Genomic DNA, 17,124 nt, shown 5'->3' on the forward strand with positions numbered 1-17,124 from the left:
ACAAGACTTGTGCGCTATGAGAACAAATCAATATATGGGTCTGCTGCCGTATATGGCAGTGTTCGTGAAAGTGGTGGAACTCGGCAGCTTCTCGGCGGCCGCAGAAAAGCTGGGCAGCACCGCGTCTTCGGTCAGCCGTCAGATCGCCAGCCTGGAAAATGCCCTGGGGGTGAAACTGCTGGAAAGGACGACACGCAGGCTGCGCCTGACAGAAGCCGGAACCGTCGCCTGGGAGCGCTGCTTTGAGATGATGCAGTCCGCAGAGTCGGTGTTTGAGCTGGCTGGGCGCATTAGTGACACCCCGCAGGGGCGGGTGAAAATCAGTGCACCGCGTGCCTACGGCAAGGATCTCATCTCCCCGCACGTGGCTGAGTTTTTACAGCGCTACCCTCAGGTGGATCTGCAACTGATGCTCACCGATCGTATGGTGGATTTAATCAATGACAATGTTGACCTGGCGATCCGCATTACCGATACCCCGCCTCCGGGGCTGGCGGCACGCCCGCTGTTTCCTGTCAGGCACGTGCTCTGTGCCAGCGCAGAGTATCTGCAACAGCACGGTATTCCGCAGCACCCGCAGGATTTAACGCAGCACAGCTGTATTTATCTGGGAGAAGTGCCCGGGGATAATCAGTGGAAGTTTCGTCATATCGCCAGCGGAGAGCAAATCAGCGTTGCGGTACACGGGCGCTTTGCCTCAAATCACAGCAAAGCGAGGCTGGAAGGCATCATTCATCATCTGGGCATCGGGTGCCTGCCGCGCTTTTCCGCGCAACAGGTCATGGATAACCGACAGATTATTCAGGTACTTCCCGAATGGGACTACATGACATCCTATTACGGGATGTCATGGATTTTGTATCATCCCAATCGCTATCTTCCCCCTAAATGCCGGGTGCTTATCGATTTTTTGCTGGAGAAGCTGAAGCACCAGACAGCGCATTCGCAATCGCATTAAACATCAAAGAGGCTTCGAGCGGCTGGGCATCTGATGCCGGTTCTGCCTGTGGCCAGGCGGACCACTGAACAATCACCAGTTTCTGCGCCTGGTCGATCGCAATCATCTGGCCAAAAATACCCTCAGCCGACAGGGTCTTATTACGCGTTAATCCTTCTGATGGTGCATCGTTTTTCGCACTCAAGGGCACACCGATGTTCCACCACTGGTAACCAAATTGTCCGTCAGGATAATCGGTCGTCACCGAGTTTTCGGCTTTATTCCAGGTACTGGCCTCTTTTACCCAACCCTCGGGCAGCGTTTTCGTGCCATCAGGCAGGATGCCATTGTTCATCACGAACAGACCAAACTTGCCCCAGTCTTCGAGCGTTGCGTTAAAGCCGTGTGCACCCACATCATGTTTGCCCGGCAGATAGCTGTGCCACACGCCATCATTCACCATTCCGTAAGGCTGCCAGATGTTGTCCTGCAGATAGCGGGCCAGTGTTTCTCCGGTCGCTTTCTCCAGCGTGTCACCCAGCACCCAGGCACCGCCGGAAGAGTAGGACCAGACCTGACCCGGTTTTGCATAGGCTTTACGCTGAGGGTCGAGTACCAGTTTGCTGACGCAGTCATAGGTGTCTTTTCCTGCTTCACACTGGGTCAGTTTGGCAAAATCAGATTGGGGGTTGGTGTAATCCTCATTCCAGGTCACACCGGAGGTGTGCTGCAGCAGACTGCGTAGAGGGACATGTTCCCAGGCAGTGCCCCGTACCTCTGGATTGTACTTCACAGTCTCATCATCCAGCGAGGCTATCTTCCCCTGCTTCAGTGCGATCCCGACTAACGTGGACACCACTGATTTACCGACAGATCGCGAGGTCCATAGCGTCGTTTTCGTGTTGCCATGGCCGTAATAGTCCCAGACCTTTTTACCGTCTTTAATCACCATCATGCCTGTCACGTTATTGCGTTTAAGGTAATCTGCCAATGAGTAGTGATGCTGCTGATACTCATAGGACACGGCAGAGAGATTGCGATGAGCAACAGGGAGCGGTACGCCTGCTTTGCTGGCGCGGAAAATATCGCCGGGATAGGATCGATAGTCGTTACGGAAACCCACCACACGCTGCTGAGGCGTCCAGGTAAGCATATTTTTGACGTCTGGCAGGTTTTTATCCAGCGGAGCAGGACACGTTTTCAGTGGCACCGGGCAGGGTACCTTCGCTGATGAGGCATTCGCCTCGTATACGGTGCCAAAGCACAGCGCCATCAGACAAAACCCCGTTTGCATCTTTTTCATTCTATTCCCTTAAAAAGAACCTAAGAACGTTCATTGTAAGGAAAGGAATAACGGGAATTTGTACAAAAAAAGTCCGGCCGACTGACGGAGCAGTCATACCGGACTCTTGAGCAGCACGCAGAGTTCACCTGCGTGCAGGGCAGGGCTTATTCAACCGTAACGGATTTTGCCAGGTTACGCGGTTGATCCACATCGGTGCCTTTGATCAGCGCCACGTGATAGGACAGCAGCTGTAACGGCACGGTGTAGAAGATAGGCGCAATCACCTCTTCCACATGCGGCAATGGAATAATGCGCATGCCTTCACTGTTGGCAAAACCGGCATCAATATCGGCGAAGACATACAGCAGACCACCACGGGCGCGCACCTCTTCGATATTTGACTTCAGTTTCTCCAGCAATTCATTATTCGGTGCCACCACAATAACCGGCATATCGGCATCGATCAGCGCTAACGGACCGTGTTTCAGTTCACCTGCAGCATAAGCTTCAGCATGAATGTAGGAGATCTCTTTCAGCTTCAGCGCACCTTCCATCGCGATCGGATACTGATCGCCACGGCCGAGGAACAGCGCATGATGCTTGTCCGAGAAGTCTTCCGCCAGTGACGCGATCAGCTCATCCTGTGACAGCATCTGTTCAATTCGGCTTGGCAGCGCCTGCAAAGAGTGCACGATATCGTGCTCAACCTGCGGATCAACGCCTTTCAGACGACCGATTTTCGCCACCAGCATCAGCAGCACCGTTAGCTGAGTGGTGAAGGCTTTGGTCGACGCTACGCCGATTTCGGTCCCGGCTTTGGTCATCAGCGCCAGGTCGGACTCACGCACCAGCGATGAACCGGCAACGTTACAAATCGCCAGAGAACCAAGGTAACCCAGCTCTTTCGACAGGCGCAGTGCTGCCAGGGTATCCGCCGTTTCACCCGATTGAGACAGGGTGATCAGCAGGCTGTTTTTGCGTACTGCCGATTTGCGATAGCGGAATTCAGACGCAATCTCAACGTCACACGGCACGTTGGCCAGCGACTCAAACCAGTAACGGGAAACCATACCGGAATTGTATGAGGTGCCGCAGGCAACGATCTGAATGTGCTCAACGTTGGCCAGCAGCGTATCAGCTTGCGGACCCAGCTCGGAGAGATCGACTTCACCGTGGCTGAAACGACCACTCAGGGTGTTTTTAATCGCGACAGGTTGCTCGTAAATCTCTTTCTGCATGTAGTGGCGGTAAACCCCTTTGTCGCCAGCATCATACTGTGCGTTCGATTCGATCTCAGCACGTTTTACCTGATGTCCCTGACGATCAAAAATGGTCACATCACGGCGGGTGATCTCCGCAATATCGCCCTCTTCCAGGTAGACAAAACGACGGGTCACGGGCAACAGCGCCAGCTGATCGGAAGCAATGAAGTTTTCACCCACGCCGCGGCCTATCACCAGCGGGCTACCGGAACGGGCAGCCACAATAACCGACGGATCGCGGCTGTCCAGAATCACCATGCCATAGGCACCGCGCAGCTGTGGGATCACCCGCTGCACAACTTCACGCAGCGAGCCACCAGCCTGTTTCTGCTCCCAGTGCACCAGATGCGCCACCACTTCGGTATCGGTTTCTGAGGCAAAGGTATAACCCCGCGCAATCAGTTGTTCACGCAGGGGTTCGTGATTCTCAATAATGCCGTTGTGAACAATGATGATATGTTCAGAGATATGCGGATGGGCATTCGCTTCCGAAGGTTCGCCATGCGTGGCCCAGCGCGTGTGCGCAATACCCGTTCCCCCTACCAGTGAGGTGGTTTCTGCTGCTTCAGCCAGGTTCTGCACCTTACCCAGACGGCGCAGTCGGGTGGCGTTACCCTGTTGATCAACAACGGCCAGACCCGCAGAGTCATAGCCCCGGTATTCCAGACGACGCAGCCCTTCAAGCAGGATTTCTGCAATATCACGCTGCGCTACAGCACCAACAATTCCACACATAATTATTTTCCTGACATGATGGCGGTAAGCCATCAGCGTTGTCTTCTGACCTGATTGTTCCCGTATATTCGGGTTCCCCGAGCCTTGTAGAGAGTGGGGATTATTTTTGTATTGACTGCATTTACAACAAAAACAGAGGGTGAGGCATGCCTCACCCCTTCATAAAATGGGCTTACTTTTTCTTTTCCGGGCGCTGCCAGCTTGCCTTCAACTGCTGTTCTTTACGGTTATACACCAGGCCTGCTGCCGGAACGTTTTTCATAATGGTGGTTCCGGCTGCGATGGTGGCACCCGCAGCTACCGTTACCGGTGCGATCAGCTGGGTATCTGAACCGACAAACACATCATCACCGATGATCGTTTTCGATTTATTGACGCCATCGTAGTTGCAGGTAATGGTGCCTGCGCCAATATTCACATTAGCACCGATTTCCGCATCACCGAGATAACTCAGATGGCCCGCTTTAGAGCCTTTACCCAGGCGCGCTTTTTTCATCTCGACGAAGTTGCCCACATGCGCCCCTTCAGCCAGCTCAGTGCCCGGACGCAGACGCGCGAATGGCCCGACAGTACAGCCTGATTCCAGCTGCGCATCTTCAATCACGCTGTACGGGCTGATAACGCTGTCATCAGCAATCACGCTGTTTTTAATCACACAGCCGCTACCGATTTTCACCCGGTGACCCAACGTGACCTTGCCTTCGATGATCACATTGGTATCAATCACCACATCACGGCCGTGTATCAGTTCACCCCGCAGATCGAAACGCGCCGGGTCGAGCAACATCACCCCCGCCAGCAGCAGTTTTTCAGCCTGCTCAGCCTGATACACCCGCTCCAGCGTTGCCAGTTGCAGACGATTATTGACGCCCTCGGTTTCCGTGGTTCTTGCCGGATGCACCGCCGCGATCTGACGGCCTTCCTGATGGGCCAGGGCGATAATGTCGGTAATGTAGTATTCGCCCTGCGCGTTGTTATTGTCCAGCTTGCTCAGCCAGCGCTTAAGATCGGCGCCGTTAGCCAGCAAAATGCCGGTGTTGATTTCGTTAATCAGCAATTGTTCAGGCGCAGCATCTTTCTGTTCGATAATGCCGACCACCTGACCCGCTTCACGGATAATACGTCCGTAACCGGTTGGGTTATCCAGAATGACGGTCAGCAGGCCAATGCCGCCAGCGGGCTTTGCCACCTGAAGCTGGCGTAGCGTGTCCACGGAGATCAGTGGCACATCGCCATACAGCATCAAAATGTCTTCGTCATCGGCGAAGTGAGGGGAGGCCTGCTGCATAGCATGGCCCGTTCCCAGCTGTTCCGCCTGCAACACCCAGTTGAGCGAGCTGTCAGTCAGCGTTTGTTTAAGCAGCTCTCCGCCGTGACCGTAAACCAGATGCACATGCTGAGCGCCCAAATGATTCGCTGCATCAATAACATGTTTGACCATCGGTTTCCCGGCGAGGGTATGCAGAACCTTCGGGAGATCGGAGTACATTCGGGTTCCTTTACCAGCGGCAAGGATCACCACGCTCATAGCACTGTTTGACATACGCGTCCTGAATCTGTTTAGTGAGAGAAGTAAATCGATTTATCCTTGAAAATTCTACATATTTTGCAGTAAAAAACGTACCGTCCGAAAAGTCTCGATTCGCAGATGATTTCCACCCTTTATCGCATCATAAAGCGCGGCTGACAGGGTAAATCTATCGATTTATGCCCAGTTTAGCGTGCAAAAATTGCTATGCCACTGGTTTATCGCTTATTTCACCAAGCGAACGAAGAGCGCATCCCGCGACGACTCAGCCCGGGAGTGATTAAAAGGGCCCAGAGAAGGGACATCGTGCTCGTTTTCATGGAATCGACTCTGTATCTGGAAACGCTGTTTAGAATACTCTCAGGACTCAATGGGTATAAGTTCCCCCGAACTCAACGGAGTACAGTGATGAATTTTAAAGTAACAGGACTCCTGTTATTACTCTCTTTTCCTGCTATTTCCCAAGGCAATCAACGCGACGTAGAAAAAGATAATTTAGAAAATTTTGCTTTAAGTCAGTGTCTGGCGCAGGGCTTTTCTGACAAGAGCGTAAAAGAAGATGCGCTGGCTGCGGTGGGGGCTTATGTTGAACTGGGTTCCTATCCCGCTGAAGCTTATGAAGAAGCCACCGATCTTGTTCATCAATTTCTCAAAAAGAAGTATGTGAGCAAAGAGGGACATTCAGAGCTTATCGTGATGAAGTGTATTGATTTATCCCGAAGCAATGAGCTGATGGCCATTAAGAATAAATATGCGCATTCAGCAACAGATAACCCTACCCCTTAGCGTCGATTCTGTGGATCAACCTGGGTTACACAATAAAAAAAGCCGGTCAGTTTCCTGACCGGCTTTTTGATGTTTAAACCTGAATTACATCGCTTTTTTGGTCAACTCGATCACGCGCAGTTTGGCGATCGCTTTAGCCAGTTCCGCAGACGCCATCGCGAAGTCAACATCACCGTGAGAGCTGTTCATATGCTCTTCAGCTTTGCGTTTCGCTTCCAGCGCGCGAGCTTCATCAAGATCGCTGCCGCGGATCGCTGTGTCAGCCAGTACGGTAACCGCACCCGGCTGCACTTCCAGTACGCCACCAGAAAGGTAAATAACCTCTTCGTCGCCGTGCTGTTTAACGATGCGAATCATACCAGGCTTAATGGCGGTCAGAAGCGGGGCGTGGTTTGGGCGAATACCCAACTCACCTTCGCTACCTGATACCTGGATGCTCTGTACAGTGCCTGTGAACATTTGCAGTTCTGCGCTGACAACGTCCAGGTGAAATGTCATAGCCATTGTTAATCTCCTGGGAAACTTTCCCCTTCATACTTCAGACAACGTGCCGAAATAGTCGGGGGAGACGATTACAGTTTCTTCGCTTTTTCCACGGCTTCTTCGATAGAACCGACCATGTAGAAAGCCTGCTCTGGCATATGGTCGAATTCACCTTCCATGATGCCTTTAAAGCCACGGATGGTATCTTTCAGAGACACGTATTTACCCGGGGAACCGGTGAATACTTCTGCCACGAAGAACGGCTGGGACAGGAAACGCTGCATCTTACGAGAGCGTGCTACCACCAGTTTGTCTTCTTCAGACAGTTCATCCATACCCAGGATGGCGATGATGTCTTTCAGTTCCTGATAACGCTGCAGCAGTGACTGAACGCCACGCGCAGTGTCATAGTGTTCCTGACCAACAACCAGTGGATCCAGCTGACGGCTGGTTGAATCCAGTGGGTCAACCGCCGGGTAGATACCCAGGGAAGCGATCTGACGGCTCAGTACCACGGTTGCATCTAAGTGAGCAAAGGTGGTGGCTGGAGACGGGTCAGTCAAGTCATCCGCAGGAACGTAAACGGCCTGTACAGACGTGATTGAACCGGTTTTGGTCGAGGTGATACGTTCCTGCAGAACGCCCATCTCTTCCGCCAGCGTTGGCTGATAACCTACCGCAGAAGGCATACGACCCAGCAGTGCTGATACTTCAGTACCGGCCAGGGTGTAACGGTAGATGTTATCGATGAACAGCAGAACGTCACGACCTTCGTCACGGAACTTTTCAGCCATAGTCAGGCCAGTCAGCGCGACGCGCAGACGGTTTCCTGGTGGCTCGTTCATCTGGCCATAGACCAGGGAAACTTTATCGATAACGTTAGAGTCGGTCATTTCGTGGTAGAAGTCGTTACCCTCACGAGTACGCTCACCCACGCCAGCAAATACCGAGAAACCTGAGTGTTCTGCCGCGATGTTACGGATCAGTTCCATCATGTTTACGGTTTTACCTACACCCGCACCACCGAACAGACCAACTTTACCGCCCTTAGCGAACGGACACATCAGGTCGATAACCTTGATGCCGGTTTCCAGCAGTTCCTGCGAGTTAGACTGATCTTCGTAAGAAGGTGCAGCGCGGTGAATTGCCCAACGCTCTTCTTCGCCGATGTCGCCTTTCATATCGATTGGCTCACCCAGCACGTTCATGATACGGCCGAGTGTTGCCACACCGACAGGGACTTCAATTGGGTGCTGAAGGTCAACCGCTTCCAGGCCACGTTTCAGGCCGTCGGAAGAACCCATTGCGATGGTACGAACCACACCGCCGCCCAACTGCTGCTGAACTTCCAGCACCAGACGAGCATCACCATTTTTAACCTCAAGGGCGCTGTACACTTGTGGTACTGCGTCCTGAGGGAATTCGACGTCAACTACGGCGCCGATTACCTGGACAATCTTTCCAGTAGCCATCTTGAATCCTCTACCTAAATTCTGCGTATACCTGGTTAAACCGCGGAGGCCCCACCGACAATTTCGGTAAGTTCCTGGGTGATGCTGGCCTGACGAGCTTTGTTGTATACCAACTGAAGCTCTTTGATCAGGTTTCCGCCGTTATCGGTCGCGGCTTTCATCGCCACCATTCGCGCGGCCTGCTCGCTGGCCAGGTTTTCAACAACACCCTGGTAAACCTGAGACTCGACGTAGCGACGCAGTAATGTATCCAGCAGCGCTTTCGGATCGGGTTCATACAGATAGTCCCAGGTACTCTTCTTCACAACGCCTTCCGCATCATCTGCTGGCGGTAACGGCAGCAGCTGTACGATCTGTGGAGACTGAGACATGGTGTTGATAAATTTGTTGCTGACAATAAACAGCTTGTCGAGACGGCCTTCATCGTATGCTTGCAGCATCACTTTGACCGGGCCAATCAGGTCGGACAGCGCAGGTTTATCACCCATTCCGCTTACCTGAGCAACCACGTTGCCGCCAACAGAACCGAAGAATGACTGACCTTTAGAACCGATAACCGCCAGATCGCTCTCGACGCCTTTATCAGACCAGGCCTTCATATCTGCCAGCACTTTTTTGAACAGGTTAATGTTCAAACCACCACAAAGCCCGCGGTCGGTAGATACGACCAGATAGCCAACGCGTTTAACGTCGCGCTCTTCCAGGTAAGGGTGCTTGTATTCCAGATTACCTAACGCAATGTGACCAATCACTTTGCGCATGGTCTCTGCATAAGGACGGCTGGCCGCCATGCGTTCTTGCGATTTACGCATTTTGGAGGCGGCGACCATTTCCATCGCTTTGGTGATCTTCTGCGTGTTTTGCACGCTGCCGATCTTACTACGTATCTCTTTTGCGCCGGCCATAAGCTTCTCCTCAAAGCCTTGCGGCCTGCCCCCTAAGGGACAAGCCGCCAGACATTACCAGGACTGGGTTGCTTTAAACGTTTCGAGGAGGCCTTTCAGCTTCTCTTCGATTTCGCCGTTATAGTTACCAGACTGGTTGATATCAGCCATCAGCTCTGCGTGATCGCGATCAGCAAATGCCAGCAGTGCTGCTTCGAAGCTACCGATTTTCGCCAGTTCGACGTCATTCAGGAAGCCGCGCTCGGCAGCAAACAGAACCAGACCCTGCTGCGCTACTGACATCGGCGCATACTGTTTCTGCTTCAGCAGCTCGGTCACTTTCTGACCGTGACTCAGCTGTTTGCGGGTTGCTTCATCCAGATCGGATGCGAACTGAGAGAACGCAGCCAGTTCACGATACTGTGCCAGAGCGGTACGAATACCACCGGACAGTTTCTTGATGATCTTGGTCTGAGCAGCACCACCAACACGAGAAACGGAGATACCCGGGTTAACTGCCGGACGAATACCGGAGTTAAACAGGTTAGTTTCCAGGAAGATCTGACCATCAGTAATCGAGATTACGTTGGTTGGAACGAACGCAGAAACGTCACCCGCCTGGGTTTCGATGATTGGCAGCGCGGTCAGTGAGCCGGTTTTACCTTTCACTTCACCATTGGTGAAACGCTCAACATAGTCGGCGCTCACACGGGAAGCACGCTCCAGCAGACGGGAGTGGAGGTAGAACACGTCGCCAGGGAAGGCTTCACGACCTGGTGGACGGCGCAGCAACAGAGAAACCTGACGGTAAGCAACAGCCTGTTTAGACAGGTCATCGTATACGATCAGAGCGTCTTCGCCGCGGTCACGGAAGTATTCGCCCATGGCGCAACCGGCATACGGAGCCAGGTATTGCAGAGCAGCAGACTCAGAGGCAGTCGCAACAACAACGATGGTGTTAGCCAGCGCGTTGTGTTCTTCCAGTTTGCGTACCACGTTAGCGATGGTAGAGGCTTTCTGGCCGATAGCAACGTACACACATTTGATGCCTGAATCGCGCTGGTTGATGATCGCATCGATCGCCATCGCGGTTTTACCGGTCTGACGGTCACCGATGATCAGCTCACGCTGGCCACGGCCGATTGGAATCATTGCATCGACAGATTTGTAACCGGTCTGTACAGGCTGGTCAACGGACTGACGATCGATAACACCAGGTGCAATCACTTCGATCGGTGAGAAACCGTCGTTGTCGATAGCGCCTTTACCGTCAATAGGTGCACCCAGGGTGTTCACCACGCGGCCTAACAGACCACGGCCAACCGGCACTTCCAGGATACGGCCAGTACACTTCACCTTCATGCCTTCGGCGAGGTCAGCGTATGGGCCCATCACAACTGCACCAACAGAGTCACGCTCCAGGTTCAGTGCGATTGCGTAACGGTTACCCGGCAGGGCAATCATCTCACCCTGCATCACATCGGCCAGGCCGTTGACGCGGATGATACCGTCACTTACAGAAACAATAGTACCTTCGTTGTGAGCTTCGCTCACTACATTGAACTGAGCAATGCGCTGCTTGATCAGTTCGCTGATTTCGGTGGAATTCAGTTGCATATGCTCCAGTCCCCTTAAGACTGCAAGACGTCTGCGAGGCGTTCAAGACGACCGCGTACGCTTCCGTCAATGACCATATCACCCGCTCGGATGATTACGCCTGCCATTACAGACTTATCAATTTTGCAATTCAGCTTAACTTTGCGTGACAGACGTTTTTCCATCGCGCTGCTGATTTTGGTCAGCTGTTCATCGCTCAATGTTGTGGAAGAGATAACTTCAACCTCGGCGGTCGCATCATGTGCGGCACGCAGTTGGATGAACTGTTCCAGAACAGCGGCAAGCGCAGGCAAACGTTTGTTTTCAGCCATCACCTTAATCAGGTTTTGACCGGCTTCGTCGAGTTGGTCACCACAGATTGCGATGAACGCGCCAGACAACGCTTCCGGCGCCAGAGCGCCGGAAAGAAGTTCTGATACCTGTTCATTGCCAGCCACTTCGGCGGCAAACGCTAGCATCTGCTGCCAGCGATCGATACTTTGATGTTCAACCGCAAAGTCAAAAGCGGCTTTAGCGTAGGGGCGAGCTACGGTAGTAAATTCAGACATCAGCCCCTCCCTTACAGTTCAGCGACCAGTTTATCAACGATGTCGCTGTTAGCAGCTTCATCCACGGAACGTTCAATGATTTTCTCGGCGCCGGCAACAGCCAGCATCGCGACCTGCTTGCGCAGCTCTTCACGTGCACGTTTGCGTTCGGCATCAATTTCTGCCTGCGCCTGAGTGACGATCTTGCTACGTTCCTGTTCAGCCTCAGCTTTAGCTTCGTCCAGGATCTGAGCGCGGCGTTTGTTCGCCTGCTCGATGATTACCTGAGCGTCTTCTTTCGCTTTTTTCAACTGATCGGTCGCATTAGCCTGCGCGAGATCCAGATCTTTCTTGGCACGTTCAGCGGAAGCAAGGCCTTCAGCAACTTCTTTCTGGCGCTTTTCGATAGCGGCCATAAGCGGCGGCCATACGTACTTCATGCAGAACGCTACGAACAGGATGAACGCGATAGCCTGGCCGAGGATTGTTGCGTTAATGTTCACAGCACAATGCCTCTTGTTAAGTTAACGTTTTCTGCCGCTGTGATGACAGCGGCAGAATCCGTTCATCGCTATACGTGAGTACGGCGATGAACAAACGGTTTTACGCGACAGCAAACATCACGTACAGACCCAGACCAACAGCGATCATCGGGATTGCATCCACCAGACCCATTACAACAAAGAACTGCGTACGCAGCAGAGGAATCAGATCCGGTTGGCGTGCGGCGCCTTCCAGGAATTTGCCTCCGAGGATGCCGATACCGATCGCAGCACCGATTGCCGCCAGGCCCATCATCACAGCGGCAGCCATGTACAGCAGATCCATATTCAGGTTTTCCATGACAGTCTCCAGTTTGTTTCAGTTAAAACGCAGTAGTGTTGAGAAAAAAATCAATGTTCTTCAGATGCCATCGACAGATAGACAATCGTTAAGACCATGAAAATGAAAGCCTGCAACGAAATGATCAGTATGTGGAAAATGGCCCAAGGCACACTCAGAATCCACTGTGACCACCACGGCAACAGACCGGCAATCAGGATAAAAATCAATTCACCCGCATACATGTTTCCGAACAGTCGCAGACCCAGAGATACCGGTTTGGACAGCAGGCTCACACCTTCCAGAATCAGGTTGATCGGAATGAACACAGGGTGGTTGAAGGGTTGCAGAGTCAGCTCTTTAGTAAAGCCGCCAATGCCTTTCATCTTGATGCTGTAGAACAGAATCAAAATAAATACGCCAAGGGCCATCGACAACGTAACGTTCACGTCAGCAGAAGGCACCACACGCATCGCTGGTAGCCCCATCATCCCGGCGATATGCGGCAGCAAATCGATAGGTAACAGGTCCATAAAGTTCATCAGGAACACCCAGACGAAAACCGTCAGGGCCAGCGGAGCGATTAGTTTGCTTTTACCGTGGTACATGTCGCGCACATTGTCGTCAACGAAACCAACAACTAACTCAACAGCGGCCTGTAATTTGCCTGGCACGCCGCTGGTCGCTGATTTCGCCACTTTGCGAAACAGCACCAGGAACACCAGTCCCAGCACCACAGAGAAAAACATGGAGTCGATATTTAATACCCAGAACGACGGTGCGTCGTGCGGATTCACTAGCTCGAAGGTACGCAGGTCCAACTGAAGGTTCTTCAGGTGGTGGCCTATGTATTCTTGCGGCGTAGAGATTTCTCCTGCAGCCATGATGCCTCTTACCCTTTGTTGTTAATTACAGCCGGTGCGACGATTTGCACAATCAGCACCGATAACCAGGCCAGTCCCAGCGGCGTAAACACCGCCTTAAACACTCCCAGCGCCACGATAATCACGAGGATCGTAACGAAAACTTTCAGCGCTTCGCCTAGCGCAAAAGTCCAGGCAAGCCGTCCCGTTACTTCATGCCCCGCCTGGTGGCGCCAGGCAAAAATCATAAACAACACGTTTGGCAGCCAGGCTGCCAGCCCGCCGGCAAGGGCGGACACGCCCCAGGTCAGATCTTTAAAGGAAAACAGCGCACCGATTACGACGAAGGTCGCCAACTGCCACAGCAGTATGGTTCGGGCAAATTTAACTCTGTAAAGGGACACTGACATGTCGCTGAAACTCTCCTGCCCCGAAAGGGGTATGTCGCGTGTCGTATAAAACTGCCTTTGCTCTTTTGAGTCAAGCAGCAAAAACCGTGCAAATTATACGGTGCGCACCTGTGATTTCAATCGATAAGTAGAGAAAAGGTGAACAATTATTTAAATTTCTTTCCAGCAGCCTATTTTCCAAAACCAATGACAACGGCTGCTTATCGACTTTTTTCTGCAATGCCCGCGAATCCATGCTTACAAAGCGTGCGGAAGATCACAAATTAGTAATGTAATGGCGGAGAATCAAACTGCCTTTTGAATGAACTTGAATAACATAACACCAATAAAATGATTAAAATCAGATAGATAATTATAATTTTTGTAAAAACACACTGTTATCTCGATTAAAAGCTTTTATTGACATCTGTAGCAAATATTTAACATCGACCCGGTCATCACTCACGCTAATTTATTAGCGCGATATATTTTCCTGCGTGACTATTTTATCCCTGTCGCACCACGAAAATATGACTCAAGTGATAACTAAATGTGAAAATAACGTTAAATGTAACAGAGGTTTTCAGATAATTTCCGCTGAGTGATTTAACCCGATGGTAACAGCTCCGTCCAGGCAAATTTTCGCAAAAAAAATCATGAGATGAGCATATTCTGAATACCCACACTTTAAATGTGCTATTGACACACCAAAAAGTCATATGATTTCAGGGGTTAACTATCACTGAAATACCGTTTTTTCTGGTTAAAAAGGCCAATAATTGCGAAAAAAAACCCATCAACGCTAAAAAAACAGGCTGACAGGCCAGGTTCGCACAACGTCAAAATCAGGCAGAAGGGGCAATAATCACCAAATGGCGCTCACCTTCGAGCTGAGGAACGCTCAGTGGGAGAACGTTTTCCACCGTCAAACCGGCAGGTAATGCCGCGATTTCATCCTGGGGCAGCACACCTTTTAACGCGTAAAAACGACCCTGTGGACCCGGCAGATGATGGCACCAGGTGACCATATCCGTCAGCGAGGCAAAAGCTCTGCTGATCACGCCATCAAACGGCGGCTCGGCAGGAAAGTCTTCTACACGGCTTTGTACCGGTGAAATATTTTCCAGCTTCAGCTCATGCTGTACCTGTTTAAGGAAGCGTACGCGCTTGCCCAGGCTGTCCAGCAGCGTGAAATGAGACTGCGGCCTGACAATCGCCAGTGGAATGCCAGGTAATCCAGGCCCGGTACCCACATCAATAAACCGATCGCCTGACAGATGAGGCTCCACCACAATACTGTCAAGTATATGGCGTACCAGCATCTGCTCAGGGTCACGTACTGACGTCAGATTGTAGGCTTTATTCCATTTATGCAGCATTTCCACATAACCGACCAGCTGTTGTTTCTGCTGATCGGACAGGAAAATACCGGCGCTTTTTAGCAATACGGATAATTTATTAATCATGCGCTTTTACGTAAAAGCCCCTGTTTTTTAAGATAAATAAGTAAAATTGAGATGGCTGCAGGTGTAATCCCAGAAATACGTGACGCCTGGCCAATTGACCCTGGCTTATGATCGTTAAGTTTCGCGATCACTTCGTTAGAGAGGCCGCTGACCTGACGATAATCCAGATCAACAGGTAACAAGGTGTTCTCATTGCGTAACTGACGATCGATCTCTTCCTGCTGACGGACAATATAGCCTTCGTATTTGACCTGGATCTCAACCTGTTCAGCCGCCTGAGGATCGGTTAATGCCGGGCCAAAGGTGCTCAATGTCATCAGGTTCTGGTAAGTCATTTCCGGGCGGCGCAGCAGATCTTCACCACTCGCTTCTTTCGTCAGGCCTGCGCTCAGGAGTGTATTCACCTCAGTAACGCACTCTGATTTCGGATGTACCCAAATATCTCGCAGACGCTGGCGTTCCAGTTCAATGCTTTCCAGTTTCTCGTTGAAACGAGCCCAACGGGCATCGTCCACCAGACCCAGTTCACGACCCGCAGCCGTCAGTCGCAGATCGGCGTTATCTTCACGCAGCATCAGACGATATTCAGCACGTGAGGTAAACATGCGGTACGGCTCTTTTGTGCCGAGTGTGCAGAGATCGTCAACCAGTACGCCAAGGTAGGCCTGATCGCGACGCGGTGCCCAGGTGTCTTTGTCAGCAGACAGACGCCCGGCGTTCAGACCCGCCAGTAACCCCTGTGCAGCGGCTTCTTCATAACCTGTGGTGCCGTTGATCTGTCCTGCAAAGAACAGACCCTCAATATATTTGCTTTCCAGCGTCGGTTTCAGATCGCGTGGATCGAAGAAATCGTACTCAATGGCATAGCCAGGACGAACGATTTTGGCATTCTCCATTCCCTGCATAGAACGTACGATCTGCATCTGAACGTCAAACGGCAGACTGGTAGAAATGCCATTTGGATAAATTTCGTTGCTGGTCAGCCCTTCCGGCTCCAGGAAGATCTGGTGTGCATTGCGATCGGCAAAGCGCATCACTTTGTCTTCGATCGATGGGCAATAGCGTGGACCGATCCCTTCGATCACCCCGGCATACATTGGGCTGCGATCGAGATTATTGCGGATCACATCGTGGGTTTTTTCGTTGGTGTAGGTGATGTAGCACGGCACCTGTTGTGGATGCTGGCTGACATTACCCATAAACGAGAACACTGGCATCGGCGTATCACCATGCTGCGGAGCCAGAACGCTGAAATCAATGGTTCGGGCATCAATACGCGGAGGGGTTCCGGTTTTCAGACGTCCTACACGCAGAGGAAGTTCACGCAGACGCTGTGATAACGAGATGGAAGGCGGATCACCAGCACGTCCACCGCTGTAGTTGTCCATTCCGATGTGAATTTTACCATCAAGGAACGTTCCTACCGTCAGCACAACGGCCTTGGCACGGAACTTCAGACCCATCTGGGTGACGGCACCCACGACACGATCGTTTTCGACAATCAGATCTTCAACCGCCTGCTGGAAGATCATCAGGTTGGGCTGATTCTCCAGTGCTGTACGTACCGCCTGACGATACAGTACACGATCGGCCTGAGCACGGGTTGCTCTCACTGCCGGACCTTTGCTGGCGTTTAGTATCCTAAACTGGATACCCGCCTGGTCAATGGCATGAGCCATCAGCCCGCCCAGTGCGTCCACTTCTTTTACCAGATGTCCTTTTCCGATACCGCCGATCGCTGGGTTGCAGGACATCTGCCCCAGTGTGTCGATGTTATGGGTCAATAACAGGGTTTGTTGACCCATACGGGCAGCAGCCATCGCTGCTTCCGTTCCCGCATGACCACCACCGATTACGATGACGTCAAAAGGATCTGGATAAAACATGGTACTGCACCTCGCGGTTTGTGCGAATTAAGGGAGTGTTGCTGAGGGCGTGGATTCTACTCAACTTTAGACGATGGCGAAAGCACCGGGATCTTCGTGTATTAAAAAGAAGATCTTTTTTATTTAGAGATCTCTTTATTAGATCTTCTATTAGGATCGACGATCTCTGTGGATAAGCCTTT

16 protein-coding genes are annotated in these 17,124 nt (G+C 51.8%); 2 read left to right on the forward strand and 14 right to left on the reverse strand.

The genetic code is table 11. The features are described 5' to 3' along the window. The first annotated feature begins 16 nt into the window (after nt 1–16). Nucleotides 17–958 (forward strand): LysR family transcriptional regulator, encoded by a 942-nt coding sequence (locus HHI26_RS19340; RefSeq protein ID WP_205945580.1) that lies wholly within the window; start codon nt 17–19, stop codon nt 956–958. On the opposite strand, the gene HHI26_RS19345 is transcribed toward HHI26_RS19340, so the two are convergent. The 3 genes from HHI26_RS19345 to glmU form a co-directional block, all read right to left on the reverse strand. After that, nucleotides 900–2,240 (reverse strand): serine hydrolase, encoded by a 1,341-nt coding sequence (locus HHI26_RS19345; RefSeq protein ID WP_133844837.1) that lies wholly within the window; start codon nt 2,238–2,240, stop codon nt 900–902. The genes HHI26_RS19340 and HHI26_RS19345 overlap by 59 nt on opposite strands. Nucleotides 2,241–2,386: 146 nt before the next feature. Beyond that, entirely contained in the window at nt 2,387–4,219 is a 1,833-nt protein-coding gene (gene glmS / locus HHI26_RS19350; RefSeq protein WP_133844839.1) for a glutamine--fructose-6-phosphate transaminase (isomerizing), read from the reverse strand. Nucleotides 4,220–4,391: 172 nt separating this feature from the next. Next, complete coding sequence (glmU, locus tag HHI26_RS19355; RefSeq protein WP_133844841.1) at nt 4,392–5,762, reverse strand: bifunctional UDP-N-acetylglucosamine diphosphorylase/glucosamine-1-phosphate N-acetyltransferase GlmU; 1,371 nt, start codon at nt 5,760–5,762, stop codon at nt 4,392–4,394. A 393-nt stretch (nt 5,763–6,155) separates the two neighbouring features. Between glmU and HHI26_RS19360 the strand changes: the two genes are divergently transcribed. After that, a complete protein-coding gene (locus tag HHI26_RS19360) occupies nt 6,156–6,533 on the forward strand; it encodes a T6SS amidase immunity protein Tai4 family protein (protein ID WP_171149541.1) in 378 nt (125 codons plus the stop codon). Between the two features lie 84 nt (nt 6,534–6,617). Here HHI26_RS19360 and HHI26_RS19365 read toward each other — a convergent pair whose 3' ends face one another. The 11 genes from HHI26_RS19365 to mnmG form a co-directional block, all read right to left on the reverse strand. Continuing rightward, nucleotides 6,618–7,037: a F0F1 ATP synthase subunit epsilon gene (locus tag HHI26_RS19365; RefSeq protein ID WP_133844845.1), complete on the reverse strand. Its 420-nt coding sequence runs from the start codon at nt 7,035–7,037 to the stop codon at nt 6,618–6,620. Nucleotides 7,038–7,105: 68 nt separating this feature from the next. Then, nucleotides 7,106–8,488 carry a F0F1 ATP synthase subunit beta gene (gene atpD, locus HHI26_RS19370; protein ID WP_133844847.1) on the reverse strand — a complete coding sequence of 461 codons (1,383 nt, stop codon included), beginning with the start codon at nt 8,486–8,488 and terminating at the stop codon, nt 7,106–7,108. A 35-nt stretch (nt 8,489–8,523) separates the two neighbouring features. After that, nucleotides 8,524–9,393 carry a F0F1 ATP synthase subunit gamma gene (atpG, locus tag HHI26_RS19375; RefSeq protein ID WP_133844849.1) on the reverse strand — a complete coding sequence of 290 codons (870 nt, stop codon included), beginning with the start codon at nt 9,391–9,393 and terminating at the stop codon, nt 8,524–8,526. A gap of 54 nt (nt 9,394–9,447) precedes the next feature. Next, entirely contained in the window at nt 9,448–10,989 is a 1,542-nt protein-coding gene (gene atpA / locus HHI26_RS19380) for a F0F1 ATP synthase subunit alpha (protein WP_133844851.1), read from the reverse strand. Nucleotides 10,990–11,003: 14 nt separating this feature from the next. Then, complete coding sequence (gene atpH / locus HHI26_RS19385) at nt 11,004–11,537, reverse strand: F0F1 ATP synthase subunit delta (RefSeq protein WP_133844854.1); 534 nt, start codon at nt 11,535–11,537, stop codon at nt 11,004–11,006. 11 nt (nt 11,538–11,548) lie between these two features. Further along, nucleotides 11,549–12,019: a F0F1 ATP synthase subunit B gene (atpF, locus tag HHI26_RS19390; protein WP_062744106.1), complete on the reverse strand. Its 471-nt coding sequence runs from the start codon at nt 12,017–12,019 to the stop codon at nt 11,549–11,551. Between the two features lie 100 nt (nt 12,020–12,119). After that, nucleotides 12,120–12,359, reverse strand: a complete 240-nt coding sequence (gene atpE / locus HHI26_RS19395) for a F0F1 ATP synthase subunit C (protein ID WP_003849523.1) — start codon at nt 12,357–12,359, stop codon at nt 12,120–12,122. Between the two features lie 50 nt (nt 12,360–12,409). Continuing rightward, the gene (gene atpB, locus HHI26_RS19400) at nt 12,410–13,222 is read right to left on the reverse strand and encodes a F0F1 ATP synthase subunit A (protein ID WP_133844856.1); all 813 of its coding nucleotides are present in this window, start codon (nt 13,220–13,222) and stop codon (nt 12,410–12,412) included. 8 nt (nt 13,223–13,230) lie between these two features. Beyond that, the gene (gene atpI / locus HHI26_RS19405; protein ID WP_133844857.1) at nt 13,231–13,611 is read right to left on the reverse strand and encodes a F0F1 ATP synthase subunit I; all 381 of its coding nucleotides are present in this window, start codon (nt 13,609–13,611) and stop codon (nt 13,231–13,233) included. An 824-nt stretch (nt 13,612–14,435) separates the two neighbouring features. Further along, nucleotides 14,436–15,056, reverse strand: coding sequence for a 16S rRNA (guanine(527)-N(7))-methyltransferase RsmG (rsmG, locus tag HHI26_RS19410; RefSeq protein ID WP_171149542.1), 621 nt, complete (start codon nt 15,054–15,056; stop codon nt 14,436–14,438). Beyond that, on the reverse strand, nt 15,053–16,942 hold the full coding sequence (mnmG, locus tag HHI26_RS19415) for a tRNA uridine-5-carboxymethylaminomethyl(34) synthesis enzyme MnmG (RefSeq protein WP_171149543.1): 1,890 nt from the start codon (nt 16,940–16,942) through the stop codon (nt 15,053–15,055). Before mnmG ends, rsmG begins: the two co-directional genes overlap by 4 nt. Nucleotides 16,943–17,124: the final 182 nt, after the last annotated feature.

It is taken from the genome of Erwinia sp. JH02, from assembly GCF_013074405.1.
Classification (GTDB): domain Bacteria; phylum Pseudomonadota; class Gammaproteobacteria; order Enterobacterales; family Enterobacteriaceae; genus Erwinia; species Erwinia rhapontici.